This window comes from Bradyrhizobium dasycarpum (assembly GCF_042019905.1).
Taxonomy (GTDB): Bacteria; Pseudomonadota; Alphaproteobacteria; order Rhizobiales; family Xanthobacteraceae; genus Bradyrhizobium; species Bradyrhizobium japonicum_B.
Map to the genome: position 1 here is coordinate 130,595 of NZ_CP169574.1, position 20,773 is coordinate 151,367.

The 20,773-nt window shown below is 65.2% G+C and carries 16 protein-coding genes and 2 pseudogenes; 15 read left to right on the top strand and 3 right to left on the bottom strand.

Annotated features, from left to right (window positions below; genetic code table 11):
* Positions 1-227: 227 nt before the first annotated feature.
* The 10 genes and pseudogenes from ACETMP_RS00600 to ACETMP_RS00645 all read left to right on the top strand — a co-directional run bounded on the left by ACETMP_RS00600 (position 228) and on the right by ACETMP_RS00645 (position 12,518).
* Positions 228-1,217 (top strand): NAD-dependent epimerase, encoded by a 990-nt coding sequence (locus tag ACETMP_RS00600; RefSeq protein WP_375159530.1) that lies wholly within the window; start codon positions 228-230, stop codon positions 1,215-1,217.
* Between the two features lie 7 nt (positions 1,218-1,224).
* A pseudogene (locus ACETMP_RS00605) lies at positions 1,225-2,638 on the top strand (mannose-1-phosphate guanylyltransferase/mannose-6-phosphate isomerase).
* 180 nt (positions 2,639-2,818) lie between these two features.
* Complete coding sequence (locus ACETMP_RS00610; RefSeq protein ID WP_375159531.1) at positions 2,819-3,823, top strand: Gfo/Idh/MocA family oxidoreductase; 1,005 nt, start codon at positions 2,819-2,821, stop codon at positions 3,821-3,823.
* 51 nt (positions 3,824-3,874) lie between these two features.
* Complete coding sequence (locus ACETMP_RS00615) at positions 3,875-5,026, top strand: DegT/DnrJ/EryC1/StrS family aminotransferase (protein WP_375162055.1); 1,152 nt, start codon at positions 3,875-3,877, stop codon at positions 5,024-5,026.
* 190 nt (positions 5,027-5,216) lie between these two features.
* Complete coding sequence (gene murJ / locus ACETMP_RS00620; protein WP_375159532.1) at positions 5,217-6,743, top strand: murein biosynthesis integral membrane protein MurJ; 1,527 nt, start codon at positions 5,217-5,219, stop codon at positions 6,741-6,743.
* Positions 6,744-7,000: 257 nt separating this feature from the next.
* A complete protein-coding gene (locus ACETMP_RS00625) occupies positions 7,001-7,276 on the top strand; it encodes a DUF1127 domain-containing protein (protein WP_375159533.1) in 276 nt (91 codons plus the stop codon).
* 42 nt (positions 7,277-7,318) lie between these two features.
* Positions 7,319-7,849 (top strand): GNAT family N-acetyltransferase, encoded by a 531-nt coding sequence (locus ACETMP_RS00630; protein WP_375159534.1) that lies wholly within the window; start codon positions 7,319-7,321, stop codon positions 7,847-7,849.
* Positions 7,850-8,006: 157 nt separating this feature from the next.
* A complete protein-coding gene (locus tag ACETMP_RS00635) occupies positions 8,007-10,316 on the top strand; it encodes a xanthine dehydrogenase family protein molybdopterin-binding subunit (protein ID WP_375159535.1) in 2,310 nt (769 codons plus the stop codon).
* A gap of 154 nt (positions 10,317-10,470) precedes the next feature.
* Positions 10,471-10,917 carry a c-type cytochrome gene (locus tag ACETMP_RS00640; RefSeq protein WP_375159536.1) on the top strand — a complete coding sequence of 149 codons (447 nt, stop codon included), beginning with the start codon at positions 10,471-10,473 and terminating at the stop codon, positions 10,915-10,917.
* A 317-nt stretch (positions 10,918-11,234) separates the two neighbouring features.
* Positions 11,235-12,518, top strand: a complete 1,284-nt coding sequence (locus tag ACETMP_RS00645; protein WP_375159537.1) for a cystathionine gamma-synthase family protein — start codon at positions 11,235-11,237, stop codon at positions 12,516-12,518.
* Positions 12,519-12,590: 72 nt separating this feature from the next.
* Here ACETMP_RS00645 and ACETMP_RS00650 read toward each other — a convergent pair whose 3' ends face one another.
* A complete protein-coding gene (locus ACETMP_RS00650; RefSeq protein ID WP_257196304.1) occupies positions 12,591-13,007 on the bottom strand; it encodes a CHRD domain-containing protein in 417 nt (138 codons plus the stop codon).
* Between the two features lie 155 nt (positions 13,008-13,162).
* On the opposite strand from ACETMP_RS00650, the gene ACETMP_RS00655 reads away from it, so the two are divergent.
* Complete coding sequence (locus ACETMP_RS00655; RefSeq protein WP_375159538.1) at positions 13,163-14,101, top strand: c-type cytochrome; 939 nt, start codon at positions 13,163-13,165, stop codon at positions 14,099-14,101.
* Positions 14,102-14,108: 7 nt separating this feature from the next.
* Here the strand turns inward: ACETMP_RS00655 and ACETMP_RS00660 are convergent, their stop codons facing one another.
* Together ACETMP_RS00660 and ACETMP_RS00665 are read right to left on the bottom strand one after the other, a co-directional pair.
* Positions 14,109-14,354: an Lrp/AsnC family transcriptional regulator gene (locus ACETMP_RS00660; protein WP_018317369.1), complete on the bottom strand. Its 246-nt coding sequence runs from the start codon at positions 14,352-14,354 to the stop codon at positions 14,109-14,111.
* Between the two features lie 96 nt (positions 14,355-14,450).
* Positions 14,451-16,382: a PAS domain S-box protein gene (locus ACETMP_RS00665; RefSeq protein ID WP_375159539.1), complete on the bottom strand. Its 1,932-nt coding sequence runs from the start codon at positions 16,380-16,382 to the stop codon at positions 14,451-14,453.
* A gap of 330 nt (positions 16,383-16,712) precedes the next feature.
* Here ACETMP_RS00665 and thiD point away from each other — a divergent pair.
* From thiD to ACETMP_RS00685, 4 genes and pseudogenes are all read left to right on the top strand, one after another.
* Positions 16,713-17,512, top strand: a pseudogene (gene thiD, locus ACETMP_RS00670) (bifunctional hydroxymethylpyrimidine kinase/phosphomethylpyrimidine kinase).
* A gap of 207 nt (positions 17,513-17,719) precedes the next feature.
* Positions 17,720-18,532 carry a UDP-2,3-diacylglucosamine diphosphatase gene (locus ACETMP_RS00675; protein ID WP_028137533.1) on the top strand — a complete coding sequence of 271 codons (813 nt, stop codon included), beginning with the start codon at positions 17,720-17,722 and terminating at the stop codon, positions 18,530-18,532.
* Positions 18,533-18,545: 13 nt separating this feature from the next.
* Positions 18,546-19,604, top strand: a complete 1,059-nt coding sequence (locus ACETMP_RS00680) for a glycosyltransferase family 4 protein (protein ID WP_375159540.1) — start codon at positions 18,546-18,548, stop codon at positions 19,602-19,604.
* 62 nt (positions 19,605-19,666) lie between these two features.
* The gene (locus ACETMP_RS00685; RefSeq protein ID WP_375159541.1) at positions 19,667-20,650 is read left to right on the top strand and encodes a threonine/serine dehydratase; all 984 of its coding nucleotides are present in this window, start codon (positions 19,667-19,669) and stop codon (positions 20,648-20,650) included.
* Positions 20,651-20,773 lie beyond the last annotated feature (123 nt).

A 20,773-nucleotide genomic window follows, 5' to 3' on the forward strand; every position in this document is an offset into this window, starting at 1 on the left:
GCATGAACTGGGTTTGCGAAGATTTGAGGCAACCCGACGCAAGGCGCCGAATTCGGCCGCTTTGGTATGGTTTTGGCGCCGATCTTGCAATAGCCCTTGTTCGATAGCCCTCGTTCACTAGCCGCGTTAAGGACGCTGAGAGGAGTCCTCATGAAGCGCTGCGGGCCTATTGCGAGCCGATCGAGCCGGCGGCTAAACAGGGTCGGCTTGGATCCCCAGGGAACAGGATGACAGATCAGGCGATTTTGGTTACCGGCGCGGCCGGCTTCATCGGCTTTCACGTCGCCCGCCAGCTCCTGGGCGAAGGCCGGTCAGTCGTCGGGCTCGATAATCTCAACAGCTATTACGATCCGGCGCTGAAAAAGGCGCGACTTGCGCTGCTCAAGGAGGAGGCCCGCTTCTCTTTCGTCGAGGCCGATCTTGCCGACCGCGCCACGATGGCCGCGCTGTTCGCGCAACATCGTTTTGCCAAAGTCGTGCATCTGGCGGCGCAGGCCGGCGTGCGCTACTCGATCGAGCAGCCGCACGCCTATGCCGAGTCCAATCTCGTCGGATTTCTCAACGTGCTCGAGGGCTGCCGCAACAATGGCGCTCGTCATCTCGTCTACGCCTCGTCATCCTCCGTTTACGGCGCCAACACAAAAATGCCATTTGCGGTTGCGGACCGCACCGATCATCCGGTGAGCTTCTACGCCGCGACCAAGAAGGCGAACGAGGTGATGGCGCAGTCCTACAGCCATCTCTATCGCCTGCCGGTCACGGGCCTGCGCTTCTTTACCATCTACGGGCCGTGGGGACGGCCCGACATGGCCATGTTTCTGTTCGCGAGCGCCATCATGGCCGGCAAGCCGATCCGGCTCTTCAACCATGGCAGGATGCGTCGCGACTTCACCTATATCGACGATGTCACACGTGTCGTATCCAGGCTGATCGATCTTGTGCCGGCGGAGGATCCTTCTGCCGCAAATGCGCCGTTTAAGCTCTACAATGTCGGCAATCACCATCCGGAGGAACTGATGCACGTCGTCGGTCTTCTGGAGCGGGAGCTGGGCCGGACGGCGATCAAAGAATTGCTGCCGATGCAGCCGGGAGATGTGCTGGAAACGTTCGCGCATGTCGAGGATCTGATGCGCGACACCGGCTTTGCACCGTCAACGCCGATCGAGCATGGGGTCCACAATTTTGTCACCTGGTATCGGGACTATTTCAAGGTTTGAGATGACGATGGACAAACGCATAATCCCCCTGATCATGTGCGGCGGCGCCGGCACGCGGCTGTGGCCGGCGTCGCGCGAGGTGCGGCCCAAGCAGTTCCTGCCGCTGTTCGGCACGCGCTCGACCTTCCAGGACACGCTGCTGCGCGTCTCCGATCCCCAGCTGTTCGACCGGCCGATCGTCATCACCAACGCGTCCTATCGCTTCATGGTGCTGGAGCAGCTCGCCGAGATCGGCATCGAGGCCGACGTGATCCTCGAGCCGATGCGCCGCGATTCCGGGCCTGCGATCGCGGCCGGCGCGGTGTTCGCGCAGAATCGCGCCAGTGAAGCCATCGTGCTCGCGCTCGCCGCCGATCACGTCGTGCAGGACAATGCCGCCTTCGTCGCCGCCTGCCGCGAGGGCCTTGCCGCCGCGAGCACCGGGCGCATCGTCACCTTCGGCGTCAAGCCGGAGCGGCCGGCGACCGAATACGGCTACATCAATCCGGGCGAGGTGATCTCCGGCGAGGTGCATGCGGTCGCGCGCTTCGTCGAGAAGCCGGACGCGGTAAAGGCGTCCGACTACGTCAATTCGGGCTATCTCTGGAACAGCGGCAACTTCATGTTCCCGGCGAGCGTCCTGCTCGACGAGTACCGCAAGGTCGATCCGGCAAGCGTCGAGGCGGTCACCAATGCGGTCACCAATGCCGGCCGCGATCTCGGCTTCGTCACGCTGGAGCCGGAGGCATTCGGCGCGGCGAAGGCGATCTCGATCGACTATGCCGTGATGGAGAAGACCTCGCGCGCGGCGGTGGTGCCGGTGTCCTGCGGCTGGTCCGACGTCGGCTCCTGGCACGCGGTGTGGGAATTGTCCGAGAAGGACGCGCAGGGCAACGCCGCGCACGGTGCCGCGGTGTTCGAGGATTCGCGCAATTGCAACGTCACCACCGACCAGGCGCTGGTCGCGCTCGAAGGCGTCGACGATCTCGTCGTGGTCGCAACCGCCGATGCCGTGCTGGTCTCGCGCCAGAAGGACGCCAACGGCCTGGAAGCGTCTCGTCACCAAGCTGAAGGCGGTCGCGCCGAAGGTGACGGAGGAGCATCTCAAGGTGCACCGGCCCTGGGGCAGCTACCAGTCCGTCGACAACGGCGAGCGCCACCAGGTCAAGCGCATCGTGGTGAAGCCGGGCGGGCGGCTGTCGCTGCAGAAACATCACCATCGCGCCGAGCACTGGATCGTGGTCCGCGGCACCGCGCAGGTCACCGTCAACGAGACCGTCAAGACGGTGCACGAGAACGAGTCGATCTACATTCCGATGGGCGCCGTCCACCGCATGGAGAATCCGGGCAAGATCCAGCTGGAGCTGATCGAGGTCCAGACCGGAAGCTATCTCGGGGAAGACGACATCATCCGGATTGAAGACGACTATCAAAGGTCGTAACCACCAAGCTCCGAATCACGAGCCCCGGGCCAACAGGCGATATTCTTCCGCCTAAGGCCCGGGGAACGTGTAACTTTTTGAATCAAATCGTGTCCGGGCCGCGAGGGCGGCATTCGCCACAAATGTGGCGTCCGTGCTAGAAGCGCGCCGGGGATTTGCGTTGAATCGGGGTTTGCTCAGATGAGTTCCAAAGGATCTGCACCGGCAAAGGCCGGCTTGCGCGTCGGCGTCATTGGCGCCGGCGTGATGGGCAGCAACCATGCGCGTGTGCTCAGCGGCCTGCCCGGCATCAGCCTCGTCGGCGTCGTCGATCCCTCGCACACGCATCGGGCCCGGGCCACGGAACTGGCCAATTGCCCGAGCTTCGAGACGCTCGACCAGCTCATCGCCGCCGGTGTCGACGCGGTGACCATCGCCGCGCCGACCCATCTGCATCACGAGGTCGCGCTCGCCTGCATCGCCAGGAACATCCATGTCCTGGTCGAGAAGCCGATCGCCTCCACGGTGGCGGAGGGCCGCGAGATCGTTGCCGCCGCGCACAAGGCCGGCGTGACGCTGATGGTCGGCCATGTCGAGCGCTTCAATCCGGCGGTTGCCGCCGTCAAGCAGGCCATCGCGGGCGAGGACATTCTCTCCATCGCGATCACCCGCGTCGGCCCGTTCCCGCCGCGCATGTCCAATGTCGGCGTCGTCATCGACCTGGCCGTGCACGACATCGACCTGATCCGCTGGTTCACCGAATCCGACATCGTCGAGGTGCAGCCGCAGCTGTCGAGCGCGGTGGCCGAGCGCGAGGACATCGCGCTGTTGCAGTTCCGCACCGCCAACGGCGTGCTCGCCCACATCAATACCAACTGGCTGACGCCGTTCAAGGCGCGCAGCGTCACGGTCGCGACCCGCGGCAAATATGTGATGGGCGATCTCTTGACGCGCCAGGTCACCGAGTGCTTCGGCTTCAAGCCCGATGGCAGCTATTCGATGCGGCACCTGCCGGTCGGCCATGACGAGCCGCTCCGCGCCGAACTGATCGCGTTCCTCAAGGCGGTGCGCAACGGCGAGACGCCGGCCGTCACTGGCGACGAAGGCGTCGCCAGCCTCGAGATCGCCACCCAGTGCCTGGAGACGCCGTCGCGGCCCGCGGCCAAATCGCCCGCCCTCAAGGGGCCGCGCCGCATCGCCGGCTGATCCCTGTCCATGCCGACCGCTCAAGACCAGCAAGGCGCCAAGAACCAGGCCATGAACCAGCATCTGCGCTCCGAACCCATTCCCTTCATCGACGTCGCCTCGCAGCGCCGCCGGCTCGGCGCCTCGCTCGATGCCGCCGTCAAGCGCGTGATGGACCATTGCCAGTTCGTCAACGGGCCTGAAGTGTTCGAGCTCGAGAAGCAGCTCGCCGCCTATTCAGGCGCCAAGCATGTCATCGGCTGTGCCAGCGGCACCGACGCGATCCTGATGGTGATGATGGCGAAGAATGTCGGGCCCGGCGATGCCGTGCTGTGTCCGTCCTTCACCTTCATCGCGACAGCCTCGCCGGTAGCGCGCACCGGCGCGACGCCTGTTTATGTCGACGTCGACGAGGCCACCTTCAACATGAGCCCGGACTCGCTGAAGCGCGGCATCGCCACCGCGCGCAAGGCCGGCCTCAAGCCGGTCGCAGTGATTCCGGTCGATTTGTTCGGCCAGCCCGCCGATCACGACGCCATCGCCGAGATCGCAAAAGCCGAGGGCCTGTTCGTGCTCGACGACGCCGCGCAAGGTTTCGGCGCCAGCTACAAGGGCCGCAAGCTCGGCACCTTCGGGCTCGCCACCGCGACCAGCTTCTTCCCGGCAAAGCCGCTCGGCTGCTTCGGCGACGGCGGCGCGATCTTCACCGACGACGACGAGCTCGCGGCAACGCTGCGCAGCATCCGCGTGCACGGGCAGGGCGTCGACAAATACGACAACGTCCGGCTCGGCCTGACCGGCCGGCTCGACACCATGCAGGCCGCGGTCCTGATCGAGAAGCTGAAGATCTTCGACGACGAGATCGCCGCCCGCAACAAGGTCGCCGAGCGCTACGCGCGCGGGCTCAGCAACGTCGTCACCGTGCCGCGCCTGGCGCCGGGCAATACCTCGGTCTGGGCGCAGTACACGATCCGCCTGCCCAAAGGCATCGACCGCGACGGCTTTGCCGCCGCGCTGAAAGCCCAGGGCGTGCCGACCGCGATTTATTACGGCAAGTCGATGCATCAGCAGACCGCCTACAAGCAATACCCGGTTGCCGATGGCGGCCTGCCGGCTTGCGAGAGCCTCTCACAGGACGTCATCAGCCTGCCAATGCATGCCTATCTGACCGAGGCCGACCAGGAACGAATCATCGCCGCCGTCCGCGGCGCGCTGGCGGGGTGATCTTGCTTTCTTCCCCTCTCCCGCGTGCGGGAGAGGGTGGCGCGAAGCGCCGGGTGAGGGGTCTCTCCTCTGGGGGAGTCTTCGTTGTTGAGACAACCCTCTCCCCAGCCCTCCCCGCAAGCGGGGAGGGAGCGTACCTGCGCCGTGGTTTGCACCTAGACCTATTCCTGACATGCTCTAGAACAGACGCATGCTCGGACGCATCTTCACGGTTGGTGGTTACACGCTGCTCTCGCGGCTGACGGGATTTGCCCGCGACATCATGCTGGCGGCGATCCTCGGCGCCGGTCCCGTGGCCGATGCCTTCTTCGTGGCGCTGCGGCTGCCCAATCATTTCCGCGCGATCTTCGCCGAGGGGGCCTTCAACGCCGCCTGGGTGCCGGCCTACGCGCATGTCCATGGCGAGAAGGGGGAGGCGGCAGCTCATCTGTTCGCCGATCGCATCTTCACGCTGTTGTTGGCTTCACAGGTCCTGCTGCTGGTCGTCGCCTGGCTGTTCATGCCGCAGGCCATGAGCATCCTCGCACCGGGCTTTTCTGACGACGCCGAGCAGCGCAAGCTCGCGATCGAGCTGACCCGGATCACCTTTCCCTATCTGCTGCTGATCACGCTGGTGACGCTCTATGGCGGCATGCTCAACGTGATGCAGCGCTTTGCCAGCGCCGCGGCGGCGTCGATCTTCCTCAACGTCGCGATGATGATGACGCTGGCGCTCGCCGCCTGGTTTCCGACCGCGGGCCACGCCGCCGCCTGGGGCGTGCTCATTTCGGGCTTCCTGCAATATTTCCTGCTCGCGGGCGACCTCGCCCGTCATGGCGGCCTGCCGCGTTTTGCACCGCTGAAGCTCGACGAGGACGTCCGCGGCTTCTTCAAGGCGCTGGGCCCGGCGACACTGGGCTCGATGGGCACACAGGTCGCGCTGTTCGCCGACACCATCATCGCAACCTTCCTGCCTGCCGGCGCGCTGTCGGCGCTGTATTATGCCGACCGGCTCAATCAGCTCCCGATCGGCGTCATCGGTATCGCCATCGGCACGGTGCTGCTGCCGGAAATGTCGCGGCGCATCACCGCCAACGACCAGGACGGCGCGATGAAGGCGCAGCGCCGCGCCTTCGATTTCACGCTGCTGTTCTCGATCCCGTTCGTGGCGGCCTTTCTCACCGTGCCCGACGAGATCATGCGCGCGCTGTTCGCACGCGGGGCGTTCTCCAAGGCGGACGCGGTGGCCGCAGGCAGCACGCTCGCCGCCTACGCCATCGGCCTGATCCCCTTCGTGCTGATCCGCAGCGCCGTCGCGACCTTCTATGCGCGCAAGGACACCGCGACGCCGGTGCGGGCGTCGCTGACCGGTATTGCCGTCAACGTCGCACTGAAGGTCGCCTTGATGGGGTCGCTCGCGCAGATCGGCCTCGCACTGGCGACCGCCATCGGTGTCTGGACCAATCTCCTGCTGGTGCTGTTCTTCGCCGTGCGGCGCGGCTTTCTCGTACTCGATCGCGCCTGGCTGATGTCGCTCGGCAAATTCCTGCTGACCGGGCTGATCCTCGCCGCCGCCTTCTGGCTCATGGCGCGCTTTGGCGGTCCCTTCCTAGGCTCGATACATTTGCGAGATGAATTGATGTTGGTCCTGCTCGCGGTCGGCGGCACGATCGTCTATGGGCTCGCGATCCTCATCCTGTTCGGCCGCGCTTGGCTGGTCTCGCTGGTGCGGGGTTAGGCAGGCAGTGTGCTCGCCTCCAGGCTGCAACCAACATCCGCACATCTATTGATTTTGCGCGATCGCCGTGGTATCGATGCCTCATGATCAAATCGTCGCGCACCTTCAACCGCAACCACATCACCCGCTTCGGCTGGGCGGTGGGAGGAGTCGTGCGCTAGGAATTCGACGACATCTTTTCCACCAGGCCCCGCCGGCATCGGACGGGGCCTTTTCTTTGGCCACGCTCCCTGCCGGCTCAACAGCAGGAGTGTGCGATGCCACCCCAACTGACGAACATCTCACCCGAAATTGAGGTCGACGCCGCAAGGCGCGGCCTCGATCTCTCCATCGCTTTGAGCCTGCTCAGGCGATACTGGCAGGGGTTTCAGGAGTGGCGGCCGCGCTCACGGGTCAGCTTGCACGACCTGAGCGACAGGGAGCTGGTGGACGTCGGTTTGACGCGTGGCGAGATCGACTGCATCGTGCCCGAACGCGCCATCGAGAGATTGAAAGACAGCACGAGGACTCTGTGGGGCCGTGGTGGGATGTGACAGGCACCAGTGTCTGCCGGCCTTGAGTCGGATAAAGGAGAGGTGGCGATCGTGACATCGCATGCTGGCCGTGCCCAGAACGTGGACGTCCGACGATTGACGGTCGATGATCTCGACCTCTTTCGCGACATTCGCGCGGAAGCGCTTCGGACGCATCCTCAAACCTTTGGTTCTCGTGAAGAGGACGAGGGCGGCGAGGCGATGCTGGCGGCCTATCGCCATTGGCTGAGTGGCGCGATCCTCAGCGCCTTTGAGCGCGGAAATCTGATTGGGGTCGCCGGCTTCTACGTGTCCTCAGATCGGCGTTCGCGGCACAGGGGCCACATCTTTACGGTTTATGTGAGGGAGGGTGGCCGTGGTCAGGGGATCGGGGATCGACTCATCAAGCAGCTTCTTGCCCATGCCGAGGCACGCGTCGAGCAGGTCCATCTTGAGGTCCTGTGCGAAGCAACCGCTGCAATGAGGACCTATGAACGCAACGGGTTCGAGGTCTACGGCACGGATCCAGCTGCCGTCCGGATAGGTGACGCCACATATGATAAGTACCTTATGGTCAGGAAAATGAGCCGCTGATGCACTTCTGACACGGCTACGCGGCCGGCTCGCGCCAGAACCGCCGAGGTGGCTTCGAATCATTGGCTCAATGGGGAACGGCTGCCTAAACCCGTTTGCCTTGCCAGTTTTTCCACGGCAATATGCCCGCAAAACAACCATAGGACGGGATCAGAAAATGGCGGCTCCCATCAAGTTCGGCGTTGGCCAAAGCGTGCTGCGCAAGGAGGATGACGCGCTCATCCGCGGCAAGGGCCGCTATACCGACGATTATGCGCCGCAGGCCGCGCTGCGCTGCCTGATGCTGCGCTCGCCGCATGCGCATGCCAAATACACCATCGACGTGAGCCGCGCCCGCGGCCTGCCCGGCGTCGCGCTGATCCTGACGGCAGAGGACGTTGCGGATCTCGGCAATCTGCCCTGCCTGTTCAATCTCGAGACCGATCCGTTCACGGGACCGCCTTACCCGATCCTGGCCAAGGACGAGGTGCGCCACGTCGGCGATGCCATCGCCTTCGTGGTCGCCGAGACCATCGACCAGGCGCGCGACGCGATCGAGGCGATCGAGGTCAAATGGAGCCCGCTGCCGGCGGTCACCGGCGTCGTCAACGCCGTGAAGAAGGGCGCGCCGCAGGTCTGGCCGGACAAGCCGGGCAACGTCCTGTTCGACGTCTCGATCGGCGACAAGGCTGCTACCGAAGCGGCCTTCGCCAAGGCGCATGCGGTCGCCGAGATCTCGATCGTCAATCCGCGCGTGGTCGCGAGCTTCATGGAGACGCGGGCGGCGGTCTGCGAATACGATTCCAAGCGCGACCATCTGACGCTGACGGTCGGCAGCCAGGGTAGCCATCGGCTGCGCGACATCCTGTGCCAGAACGTGCTCAACATCCCCACCGAGAAGATGCGGGTGATCTGTCCCGACGTCGGCGGCGGCTTCGGCACCAAGCTGTTCCCGTACCGCGAATACGCCCTGATGGCGGTCGCGGCCAAGAAACTGAAGAAGACGGTGAAATGGGCGGCCGACCGCTCCGAGCATTTCATGGGCGACGCGCAGGGCCGCGACAACGTCACCACCGCGAAGATGGCGCTGGCGGAGGACGGCAAGTTTCTCGCGATGGATTGCGACCTGATGGGCGACATGGGCGCGTATCTGTCGACCTTCGGGCCCTACATCCCGCATGGCGGCGCCGGCATGTTGCCGGGCCTCTACGACATCCAGGCCTTCCATTGCCGGGTGCGCACCGTCTTTACCCACAGCGTGCCGGTGGATGCCTATCGCGGTGCGGGCCGGCCCGAGGCTGCCTATGTCATCGAGCGCCTCGTCGACGCCTGCGCGCGCAAGCTCGACATGACGCCGGATGCCGTCCGCCGCAAGAACTTCATCCCGCCGAAGGCGCTGCCCTATAAGACGGCCACGGGCAAGGTCTACGATTCCGGCGACTTCGCCGCGCATCTGAAGCGCGCCATGGAGATTGCCGAGTGGAAGGAATTTCCCAAGCGCGCCAAGGCGGCCAAGAAGGCCGGCCTGATCCGCGGCATCGGGCTGGCGAGCTACGTCGAGGTCTGCGGCACCATGGGCGAGGAGACCGCCAATGTGCGGCTTGATCCCAATGGCGATGTCACCATCCTGATCGGCACGCAATCGAGCGGGCAGGGCCACCAGACCGCCTACGCCCAGATCGTCGCCGAGCAGTTCGGCGTCGCGCCCGAGCGTGTCCACATCCATCAGGGCGATACCGACGAGATCAAGACCGGTCTCGGCACCGGCGGCTCGGCCTCGATCCCCTCGGGCGGCGTCAGCGTCGAGCGTGCCACGCGCGAGCTCGGTTCGAGGCTGAAGGAGATCGCGGCGCAGGCGCTGGAGGCCGGCGCCGGCGACCTCGAGATAGCCGAGGGCGTGGTGCGGATCGCCGGCACCGACCGTTCGATCTCGTTTGCCGATCTTGCCAAGCGGCCCGGCGTCGATCCGTCGAAGCTGAACGGCAGCGCGACTTTCGCCAGCGCCGACGGCACCTATCCCAACGGCACCCATGTCGCGGAAGTCGAGATCGATCCGGCCACCGGCATCATCAAGATCGTCAACTATGTGATCGTCGATGATTTCGGCAAGACGCTCAATCCGCTGCTGCTGGCCGGCCAGGTGCATGGCGGCGCCATGCAGGGCATCGGCCAGGCGCTGATGGAGCAGGTGGTCTATGGCGCCACCGACGGCCAGCTCATCACCGCGACCTACATGGACTACGCGCTGCCGCGCGCGGCTGACGGCCCGGCCTTCGTGTTCGAGACCCACAACGTCCCGTGCAAGACCAATCCGATGGGCGTGAAGGGAGCGGGCGAGGCCGGCGCGATCGGCTCCTGTCCGGCCATCGTCAATGCCATCGTCGACGCGCTCTGGCGCGAATACAAGATCGACCACATCGACATGCCGGCGACGCCGGAGCGGGTGTGGATCGCCATCAGCGAGCATCACCGTCGCCACAGCCTGTAAGTCCAGGCAAACGCGGAACGCGTCTTGCGGGCTCAGCTCAATTGATCCGGAGTGCGACGATTTATCGTCCCGCTCCGGATGGAATGAAATCTGCCAATCGGTGTTGGCCATTCAGGGGTCGGCACGATCCTGCATCAGGGAAAGGGATTTGCGAATGAAGCGAGTATTGATCGTCGGGAGCGCGCTGCTGCTCGGGATGGGCGCGGTCTGGGCGCAACAGGATTCCGCCAAGCAAGTTCAGACCCTCATGAAGGGCAACGGCAAGAACGCCGGCGCGATGTCGGCGATGGTGAAGGGCGAGAAGCCTTACGACCAGGCGACCGTGGACAGCGCGCTGGCGCAGTTCGAGGATACCGCCAAGAAGCTGCCGAACCTGTTTCCGGCCAGCGCCAAAGGCGTGAAGCTCGACGGCGACTACTCGACCTCGCCGAAGGTCTGGGAGGACAAGGCCGGCTTCGACGCGAAGATCGCGAGCTTCGCCAAGGTCGTCAGCGAGGCCAAGGGCAAGATCAAGGACCTGGATTCGCTCAAGGCGAGCATGCCCGCGATCGGCAAGGAATGCGGCGGCTGCCACGAAACCTACCGCATCAAGAACAGCTGAGACCAAAGAAAAGCTTCGTAGCCCGGATGGAGCGAAGCGCAATCCGGAGGGCTGTCCGAGTCGATCGTCCGTCCCGGATTACGCTTGCGCTCCATCCGGGCTACTCGGAATTCAGAAAGGGCGGTTGCGAAGCAGCCGCCCTTTTCCGTTTACAAGCTTTTTCCGTTTACAAGGTCTGACGGATCGCCGTCCGAACGGTTATGTTCGCAGCAGCGGCCGCGGCGTTGATGCGACGAGTCGCGTCTCTTTCCCGATTGCCTCATGACGTCGGGAGTTCCAGCGCGCGGCGAGGATCTCAATCAACAGCGAGACAGGCCATGGCAAAACCGTTTCCGTCGAAGACGCACATCGGCAACCACATGCTGCATCCCGAAACGCTGATGCTGACCTATGGCTATGACCCGCAATTGTCCGAAGGCGCCATCAAGCCGCCGGTGTTCCTGACCTCCACCTTCGTGTTCAAGACGGCCGATGACGGGCAGGACTTCTTCGATTACGTCGCCGGCCGGCGCGAGCCGCCCGCAGGCATGGGCGCGGGCCTCGTCTATTCGCGCTTCAATCATCCCAACAGCGAGATCGTCGAGGACAGGCTCGCGATCTACGAACGCACCGAGAGCTGCGCGCTGTTCTCGTCCGGCATGGCGGCGATCGCCACCACGATCCTCGCCTTCGTCCGCCCCGGCGACGTCATTCTGCACTCGCAGCCGCTCTACGGCGGGACCGAAACGCTGCTGACCAACACGCTGGCGCGTCTGTCGATCGGCGCCGCCGGCTTCGCCGACGGGATCGACGAAGCAGCCGTCAGGCAGGCCTCGGAGGAGGCCATGGCCAAGGGCCGCGTTTCGATGATCCTGATCGAAACCCCGGCCAACCCGACCAACGGCCTGGTCGATGTCGCCATGATTCGGCGTGTCGCCGAGTCCATCGGAAAGGCGCAGGGGCACACGCCGGTGATCGCCTGCGACAACACGCTGCTGGGCCCGGTGTTTCAGCGCCCGATCGAGCACGGTGCGGACCTGTCGCTGTATTCGTTGACCAAATACGTCGGCGGTCACTCCGACCTGATCGCGGGTGCCGCGCTCGGCTCGAAGGCGATCATGAAAGGCATCAAGGCGCTGCGCGGCGCCATCGGCACCCAGCTCGATCCGCATTCCTGCTGGATGATCAACCGCTCGCTCGAGACGCTGAGCCTGCGCATGGAGAAGGCCAACAGCAACGCGCGCCTCGTGGCGGATTATCTGCGCGATCACCCCAAGGTGGCCAAGGTCCATTACCTCGGTCATCACGAGGAGGCTTCGCCGGCGGGTCGCGTCTTCGCGCGGCAGTGCCTCGGGGCGGGGTCGACGTTCTCGTTCGACATCGTCGGCGGCAAGGACGCGGCGGTCAAATTCCTCAACGCGCTGCAGATCCTCAAGCTGGCGGTGAGTCTCGGCGGCACCGAATCGCTTGCGAGCCTGCCCGCGACCATGACCCATTCCGGCGTTCCCGCCGACATCCGCCACAAGATCGGCGTGCTCGATTCCACGATCCGGCTGTCGATCGGCATCGAGAACCCGTCCGACCTGATCGCCGACCTCGCGCAGGCGCTGAACGCGGCCTGAGCGCGCTCAATATCGAAAAGGCCGGGCGCCCCCTCCCTGCGCCCGACCTTCGCGACGAAGCAGCGTTGCGGCTTACTTCGTCACCTGACCGCGGATCTCGCCGCCCGGATTGGCCGCGGTGTGGATGTTGATGTAATACTTGCCGCCGAGCAGATCGGCGGCCTGCGCATCCGTCAGCGTCGCTTCGCCCTTGACCGGACTTGCGGCCGCATTCGGGATCGCGACCGCGACGCCGGCATTCTTGCCGGCTTCGGCGGGCCCGTGGAAATGCGCGGCGGTGGCGGGACCGGAGAGTCCGGAATAAGTGACGGTCCAGGACAGCTTCTTGCTGGCGGCATCATAGTTCAGTTCGGCGGTTCCGGTGCCGCTGCCGGCGGTTGGCGGCACCTCGGACTTGCCGTCGAGCGTTGCTTTGAGTTTTTCGGCACTGGCCGGGCCTGCGAAGGTCACGGCACCGAGCGCCAGGGCGGCAATGACGGTCTTGTTCATGACATTCTCCCTGCTGAACCCGTTCGGGCTGGCAAACTTCCAACAGCCGGCATTTCAGTTTATTCCCGTGTCCGGCCGAGGCGGGCTAAATTCTTCGTGGCTGGAGCCGCGACGACATCGGCCATAAGTTCGCCGCGACGATTGAATGGATCTGCATGTTGCAACGAACAATTCTCATCGGGCTGCTCGCGGCGCTCGTTGCCGCAGGCGCCTATTGGTGGCTCAGCGCGCCGAAGGTAGCGGCCGCGGGCAACGCGCCGGCCCATGTGGCCAACCTTGCCAATGGCGAGGTGATGTTCAACGCCGGGGGCTGCGCGTCCTGCCATGCCACGCCCGACCAGCCCGATCGTGGCAGGCTCGGTGGCGGCGTCGCGATCAAGTCGCCGTTCGGAACGTTCTATGCGCCGAACATCTCTCCGGATCCGAACGACGGCATCGGCAAATGGACGGACGCCGACTTCGTCAACGCAGTGATGTACGGCGTCTCGCCGGGCGGGCAGCACTATTTTCCCGCCTTCCCCTACACGTCCTATCAGCACGCCAGGCGTGAGGACGTGCTCGATCTCTTCGCCTACTTGAAGACGCTGCCCCCCGTGACCGGCAAGGTGCGCGACCACGACATGCAGTTTCCCTTCGACATCCGGCGTAATGTCGGCATCTGGAAGTTCCTGTTCCTGGACGACAAGCCGCTCATCGCCGACAGCAGCAAGTCACCGCAATTCAAACGCGGCGCCTATCTCGTCAACAGCTTTGGCCATTGCGCCGAATGCCACAGCCCGCGCAATGCGCTCGGCGGCATCATCTCGAGCCAGCGCTTCGCCGGCGGGCCCAATCCCGAAGGCGAGGGTTGGGTGCCCAACATTACCCAGAAGCGGCTCGGCGAGTGGAGCGTGAAGGATATCGCCTATTTCCTCAAGAACGGCGAACTGCCCGACGGTGACAGCGTCGGCGGCGCGATGACGCGCGTGATCAAGAACACCTCGCAACTGCCCGACGAGGATATTGCGGCGATGGCGGAGTACCTCAAATCGCTGCCGCCGGTGGACGGTCCGCCGCGGCCCAAACGCAAGGAAGCCGGCAAGGAAGCCGGCTAGCGGCGCGCTAGCTGGCGCCAAACGCCTTGAACGTGATGATGGTGAGGGTGTCCTGGATGCCCGGCAGCACCTGCACCTTCTCGTTGACGAAATGGCCGATGTCGGTGTCCTTGTCGACATAGAACTTCACGAGCAGGTCGTATTGGCCGGCCGTAGAGTAGATCTCGGAGGCGATCTCGGCTTCGGCGAGCGCATTGGCGACCGTGTAGGACTGGCCGAGCTTGCATTTGATCTGGACGAAAAAAGGAACCATCGCGGGCACTCCGAAAGCGTATTCTTCCGGCTAATAGGCCAAACCCGGCACGATTTAGCAAGCGGGCTTGCCGGCCGGCCGGCCCGAGGCTCCAAATCAGGACGCCACGGTCGCGGCGGCGAATGCGTCTCTCAGCCGCTGGGCAAGCTCGGCCTTGCGATAGGGCTTGGTCAGCACGATTGCCTGCGCGTGGGCGCGGCCCTGCTCGACCAGGGTCTCCAATGCGTAGCCCGAGGTGAACAGGACCGGCAGCGAGGGGCGAATCCGCCGCGCCTGCTCGGCGAGCTCCCAGCCGCTCATGCCGCCGGGCATCACGATGTCGGTGAACAGCATGTCGATGCCGGGGTCGGTGCGCAGCTGCTGCAACGCGTCCTTGCCGTTGACCGCGGCGACGACGCGATATCCGAGCGCCTCCACCCGGCGAATGGTGGAGGAGCGAACGAACGGATCGTCCTCTGCGATCAGGATCGTCTCGTAGCCCCGCGGGGCCGCGTCCTCGCCGTCGGAGAGGTCGGCCTGCCATTGTCCTTTGTCCGCGCGCGGCAGGTAGATCCGGACGGTCGTCCCGAGGCCTTTCTCGCTGTAGATCGAGACATGGCCGCCTGATTGCTTGGCAAAGCCATAGACCATGCTGAGGCCGAGACCCGAGCCCTTGCCGACCTCCTTGGTCGTGAAGAACGGCTCGAAGGCGCGCTGGGCGACATCGGGCGTCATGCCTTCGCCGTCGTCGGCGATCGCGATCAAGGCGTAAGCCCCGGATGCGACTTCGGGGTGAACGGCGCGATACTCCTCGTCGAGCATCGTCAACTCCGTGGCCAGGGTCAAGTGACCTCCGGCCGGCATGGCATCCTGCGCATTGAGCGCCAGGTTCAGCACGGCGGATTCGAGCTGGGCGCGATCCGCGAAGGCCAGGATCGTGCCGGGCCCGGAGATCGTCTTGATCTCGATGTCTTCGCGCAAGGTGCGCTTGAGCAGCTTGAACATGGACTCGAGCAGGCCCCGGCAATCGACCGTCTGAGGCTGCAGCAACTGGCGGCGGCTGAATGCGAGCAGCCGCTGCGTCAGCTCGGCGCCGCGTTCGCCCGACTGGCAGATGTCGTCGGCGAAGCGCCGCAGATCGGGCCTCGCCTTGAGCTGCTCGCTCAAATGCTCGGCATTGCCGATGATGACGGTCAGCAGGTTGTTGAAGTCGTGGGCGATGCCGCCGGAGAGCTGGCCGACCGTCTCCATCTTCTGCGCCTGCTGCAGCTGCCGCTCGGTCAGCTTGCGCGCGGTGAGGTCGTGGACGATGCCGACGAAGATCAACTCGCCGTCCTGCCGCGCCTTGCCGACCGACACGTCCATCGGAAAGGTCGATCCGTCCTTGCGCAGACCAATGGCCTCGCCGGCGGTCGCGAAATGACTCGCCTGGCTGCCCGCCTCGGGCATCAGCATCCTGACGTTCCGGCCCATCACCTCGTCGGCGGAATAGCCGAACAGGCGCTCGCAGGCCGGGTTGAACAGCAGGAGGCGGTCCTGCGCATCGAACAGGATGACGCCATCGACCGCGGTCTCGACGATGGCGGTGAGGCGCGTCATGCTCTCGCGCATCGCGCGCTGCGCGTCGCTGATCTGCTGGAGCAGCAGCGCGGCGTCGCGGCTCTTGATTTCCTCCTCCTCGAGCGCGGCCTGGACCTGCCGCAGCTCGAACGGCGAGGGGATCGCCAGAATCTTCGGCAGCAGCGGCCAGAGCGCGCCCGCCGTGACCACGGAGGCCACCGCGGTCGCCGCCTTGACGATGCCCTCGATGCCGTAGATCGGGACCCAGAGCGTGTAGATCGACAGCACATGGGTCAGGCCGCACGCCATGATGAAGATTGCGAAGCCCCAGTAGACCCAGCCGAATTTGAGGTCGCGCCGCTTGGTGACCAGGATTGCGAGGGCAATCGGGATCGAAAAATAGGCGGCGGCGATGCAGGCGTCGGCGGCGACGTGAAGCCAGATCAGCTCGGGTTCCCACAACAGGCAGATGCCGTGCGGCGAAAGCATGGACGAGTCGAGGAGACGTTCGAAAAAGGCCCACATCGTTTCACCCCACGATTCCGTTCCGAGCGGCCTTGCGGCCCGGGACATCGGTGTCGCTGACAGGTCGACCACCCGACGTCTGCCGCATCGACGAAGCAGTTCAAGACTATACCAAGGGTTTCCGCGTGGTTGCATCCCGTACCGTTGCGGCGCCGAGGCCCTCGAGTTCGCCTGATTCGAACTGGGGGCGCCACGGCGAATCACAGGCTGCCGCCGGCAGGTCGGCGCTTGCCGGTGTTTCGCGGTCGCGCTAGGACAAGCCATGGCTTCCGTCTCCAGCAAATGTGTCCGGCGATGACGACCCCGGTCGCACTCACCATCGCCGGCTCCGATTCGAGCGGCGGCGCCGGCATCCAGGCCGACCTGAAGACGTTTGCGGCGTTCGGCGTCTACGGCGCGTCCGTCATCACGGCCTTGACCGCGCAGAACACCCGCGGCGTCACCGGCATCCAGGCCGTGCCGGCGGCGTTCGTCACCGAGCAGATCGATGCGGTGTTCTCCGATCTCGACATCGGCGCGGTGAAGATCGGCATGGTGGCCCAGGTCGTCAGCATCGAGGCGATCGCGGCCGCACTGTTGCGCTGGTCGCCGGGACACGTCGTGCTCGATCCCGTGATGGTGGCAACGTCAGGGGATCGCCTGCTCGCCGCGGAGGCCGTCAATGCGCTGCGCACAAAACTGGTACCGCTGGCGTCGGTGATAACGCCCAACCTGCCGGAGGCCGCGGCGCTGCTCGACGAGCCGGTCGCGGCAAGCGAAGCGGAGATCGAAAGCCAGGGCGGCGCCTGCTGGCGCTCGGCTGCCGTGCGGTCCTGATCAAGGGCGGGCACGGCGAGGGCGCCGAGAGCATCGATTATCTCGTCAGCGGCGAGGGAACGCTCGCGCTGGCCGCGCCGCGCGTCGCGACCCGCAACACCCATGGCACCGGCTGCTCGCTGTCCTCGGCGGTCGCGGCCGGGCTCGCCAAGGGCGAGGATCTGGCAAGCGCCGTGCGCAACGCCAAGACCTGGATCAGCGCGGCGATCGCCGCCGCCGACCGCTTCAGCGTTGGACACGGCCACGGCCCGATCCATCATTTTCACAGGTTCTACTGACGCGGGCGCGCGGGAGCGCCGCCGCGGCGCAGTTTGGGGGCACGCTGGCCCCCATGACGATCACCTTCTGCGGCGCCGTGTCGCCTGATTGTCGCATGCGACTGATATTCGCAGGGAGGGCGAGGCTAGGCGTGATTCGTATCTAGAGGTGCCTCACGGGTTCAATCGGTCATCCCCCTGTCACGGGACATTGTTACAGGCTGGCGCATGGGAAGTTACGATGTGAGTGACGAGGGCCCCGAGCGGCGCTTTCGCACGTTGTTCATCTCCGACGTTCATCTCGGAGCCCGCGGTTCTCAAGCCGATCTTCTGCTCGACTTCCTGCGCTACCACGATGCCGACACGATCTATCTGGTCGGCGACATCGTCGACGGCTGGGCGCTGAAATCGAGCTGGCACTGGCCGCAATCCCACAACGACCTCGTCCAGAAGCTTTTGCGCAAGGCGCGCAAGGGCGCCAAGGTCATCTACATCCCCGGCAATCACGACGAGTTCCTGCGCAACTATTACGGCACGCATTTCGGCGGCATCGACGTGGTCGAGAACACCGTCCACACCGGCGCCGACGGCAAGCGCTATCTCGTCATCCACGGCGACATCTTCGATCTCGTGGTGCAGAACGCGCGCTGGCTCGCCCATCTCGGCGACAAGGCCTACGACTTCGCGATCCAGATGAATCGCTTCGTCAACTTCTTCCGCCGCTTGTTCAAGGTGCCCTATTGGTCGTTGTCGCAATGGGCCAAGCAGAAGGTCAAGAACGCGGTCAATTATATCGGCGCGTTCGAGCAGGCGCTCGCCGCCGAGGCGCGGCGCTACGACGCCGACGGCGTGATCTGCGGCCACATCCACTATGCCGTGATCCGCGACGAAGGCGACATTCGCTACATGAATTGCGGTGACTGGGTCGAGAGCTGCACCGCGCTCGTCGAGCACGACGACGGTCGTTTCGAGATCATCACCTGGGCGGATCATCTGCAGAAGCCGGCGGCCGTCCCGCAGGTTGCAGCCAGAGCCGCATAACAGAGGCCGCCCGATGCGCATTCTGGTCGCGACCGACGCCTGGCACCCGCAAGTCAACGGTGTGGTTCGGACGCTGACCAAGCTCGCTGACGCGGCCGAAGGGCTTGACGTCGAAGGTTCCGGCGTTGCGTTCACGTTCCTGACGCCGCAAGCGTTCCGCACCTTCGCGATGCCGAGCTATCGCGATGTGCGGCTGGCGATGCCGCGCCCCGCGCGCATTGCCAGGCTGATCGAGGAGGCGCGCCCGGACAGCATCCACATCGCGACCGAAGGGCCGATCGGCCTGATGGTCCGCCGCTATTGCCGCCAGCGCCGGCTGCCGTTCACGACCAGCTTTCACACCCGCTTTCCCGAATATGTCCGCGCCCGCGTGCCGGTTCCGGGCTCGCTGATCTGGCGGGCGCTGCGCCGCTTCCATGCCCCCAGCCGTGCCGTGATGGCGGCAACGCCTGCGCTCGCCTGCGAGCTGGCCGAGCGCGGTTTTGACAATGTCGTGCTGTGGCCGCGCGGCGTCGACACAAAGGTGTTCCATCCGCGTGCCATCGACCTCTGCCTGCCGGCACCGGTGTTCCTGTCGGTCGGCCGCGTCGCGGTGGAGAAGAATCTCGAAGCGTTCCTCGACCTCGATTTGCCCGGCACCAAGGTGATCGTGGGCGACGGCCCGGCGCGCGCCGCGCTGGAAGAGGCCTATCCCGAAGCGATCTTCCTCGGCGAGAAGCATGGCGAGGCGCTGGCGGACATCTATGCGGCGGCCGACGTGTTCGTATTCCCCAGCAAGACCGACACGTTCGGCCTGGTGCTATTGGAGGCGCTGGCGAGCGGGCTGCCGGTCGCGGCCTTTCCGGTGAAGGGCCCCCGCGACGTGATCGGCAATGCCCCGGTCGGTGCCCTCGATCACGACCTCCGCAACGCCTGCTTCGCGGCGCTCGACATTTCCCGGCAGGACTGTGTCGAATTCGCCGCCAATTACACCTGGGAAGCCTCGGCGAGGGCTTTTGTTGATAATATCCAGGCGGTGGGGGGCATGCTGCCGGGCCGGGACGGCACGGAACAGCCGCGCTTCGTCGCCTGAAGGGAAGATTCCTCGCGCGGAGGTGTCTTGCCCGCGGCTCAATGGCCGCGATAAGGTCTGATATGACCGAACAGCTTCTCCCGATCGGCCCCGCCGACATCGACGCCGCAGCGCGCGTGATCGCGCCTTACGCCATCCGCACCCCGCTGTTGTCCTTTCCGGTGCTCAACGAGCGGGTTGGCGCGAAAGTCTTCCTGAAGCCGGAGATGCTCCAGCGCACCGGCTCGTTCAAGTTCCGCGGCGCCTTCAACAAGGTGTTCTCGATCCCGCAGGACAAGCGCGCCGGCGGCGTCGTCGCGTTCTCCTCCGGCAATCACGCCCAGGGCGTGGCGGCGGCGGCAAAAATCCTCGACATGCAGGCGACCATCGTGATGCCTGCCGATGCGCCGCTGTCCAAGCGCGAGCGCACCAAGTCCTACGGCGCCGAGGTCGTGCTCTATGATCGCGACAAGGACGACCGCGAGGCGATCTCGCGCGGCATCGCCGAGAAGCGCGGCGCGACGCTGGTGAGGCCCTACGACGATCCGTTCGTGATCGCAGGACAGGGCACTGCCGGCCGCGAGATCGCGGAGGACATGGCAACGCTTGGCCTTTCCCCCGACATCGTGGTGGCACCGGCGTCCGGCGGCGGCCTGATCGCGGGCGTCGCGACCGCGGTGAAGGCACGCTATCCGCTCGCCGAGATCGTGGTGGCCGAACCCGAGGCGTTCGACGATCACGGCATTTCGCTGAGCGCGGGTCATCGCGAGCCGCACGGGCCCGCGGGCCGCACCATCTGCGATGCGCTGATGGCCCTGATCCCCGGCGAGATGACCTTTGCGATCAACAGCAAGCTGCTGGCGCGCGGCGTCACTGCATCGGACAAGGAAGTCGGCGCCGCCGTGGCGTTCGCCTATCGCGAGCTCAAGCTGGTGGTCGAGCCCGGCGGCGCCGTCGCTCTCGCCGCGCTGCTGGCGGGACGTCTCGACGTCGCCGGCAAGAACGTCGTCATCGTGCTCTCCGGCGGCAACGTTGATGCGGATCTGTTCGCCGAGCTGGTGGCCTAGCCGTCATTCCGGGGCGCGCGGAGCGCGAGCCCGGAATCCATAGCCACCAGCCGGGGTTATGGCTTCCGGGCCTGCGCCTTCCGCACATCCCGCAATGACGACCTTCAGGGCTGAGATGAAGAC

Bases quoted from the DNA above. Each gene is read 5' to 3' on its own strand.
- ACETMP_RS00615 (WP_375162055.1), top strand. From the start codon at position 3,875: ATGAACCAGCATCTGCGCTCCGAACCCATTCCCTTCATCGACGTCGCC.
- ACETMP_RS00610 (WP_375159531.1), top strand. From the start codon at position 2,819: ATGAGTTCCAAAGGATCTGCACCGGCAAAGGCCGGCTTGCGCGTCGGC.
- ACETMP_RS00660 (WP_018317369.1), bottom strand. From the start codon at position 14,354: ATGGTTCCTTTTTTCGTCCAGATCAAATGCAAGCTCGGCCAGTCCTAC.
- ACETMP_RS00645 (WP_375159537.1), top strand. From the start codon at position 11,235: ATGGCAAAACCGTTTCCGTCGAAGACGCACATCGGCAACCACATGCTG.
- ACETMP_RS00675 (WP_028137533.1), top strand. From the start codon at position 17,720: ATGGGAAGTTACGATGTGAGTGACGAGGGCCCCGAGCGGCGCTTTCGC.
- murJ (WP_375159532.1), top strand. From the start codon at position 5,217: ATGCTCGGACGCATCTTCACGGTTGGTGGTTACACGCTGCTCTCGCGG.
- ACETMP_RS00600 (WP_375159530.1), top strand. From the start codon at position 228: ATGACAGATCAGGCGATTTTGGTTACCGGCGCGGCCGGCTTCATCGGC.
- ACETMP_RS00685 (WP_375159541.1), top strand. From the start codon at position 19,667: ATGACCGAACAGCTTCTCCCGATCGGCCCCGCCGACATCGACGCCGCA.
- ACETMP_RS00635 (WP_375159535.1), top strand. From the start codon at position 8,007: ATGGCGGCTCCCATCAAGTTCGGCGTTGGCCAAAGCGTGCTGCGCAAG.
- ACETMP_RS00640 (WP_375159536.1), top strand. From the start codon at position 10,471: ATGAAGCGAGTATTGATCGTCGGGAGCGCGCTGCTGCTCGGGATGGGC.
- ACETMP_RS00625 (WP_375159533.1), top strand. From the start codon at position 7,001: ATGCCACCCCAACTGACGAACATCTCACCCGAAATTGAGGTCGACGCC.
- ACETMP_RS00650 (WP_257196304.1), bottom strand. From the start codon at position 13,007: ATGAACAAGACCGTCATTGCCGCCCTGGCGCTCGGTGCCGTGACCTTC.
- ACETMP_RS00665 (WP_375159539.1), bottom strand. From the start codon at position 16,382: ATGCTTTCGCCGCACGGCATCTGCCTGTTGTGGGAACCCGAGCTGATC.
- ACETMP_RS00655 (WP_375159538.1), top strand. From the start codon at position 13,163: ATGTTGCAACGAACAATTCTCATCGGGCTGCTCGCGGCGCTCGTTGCC.
- ACETMP_RS00680 (WP_375159540.1), top strand. From the start codon at position 18,546: ATGCGCATTCTGGTCGCGACCGACGCCTGGCACCCGCAAGTCAACGGT.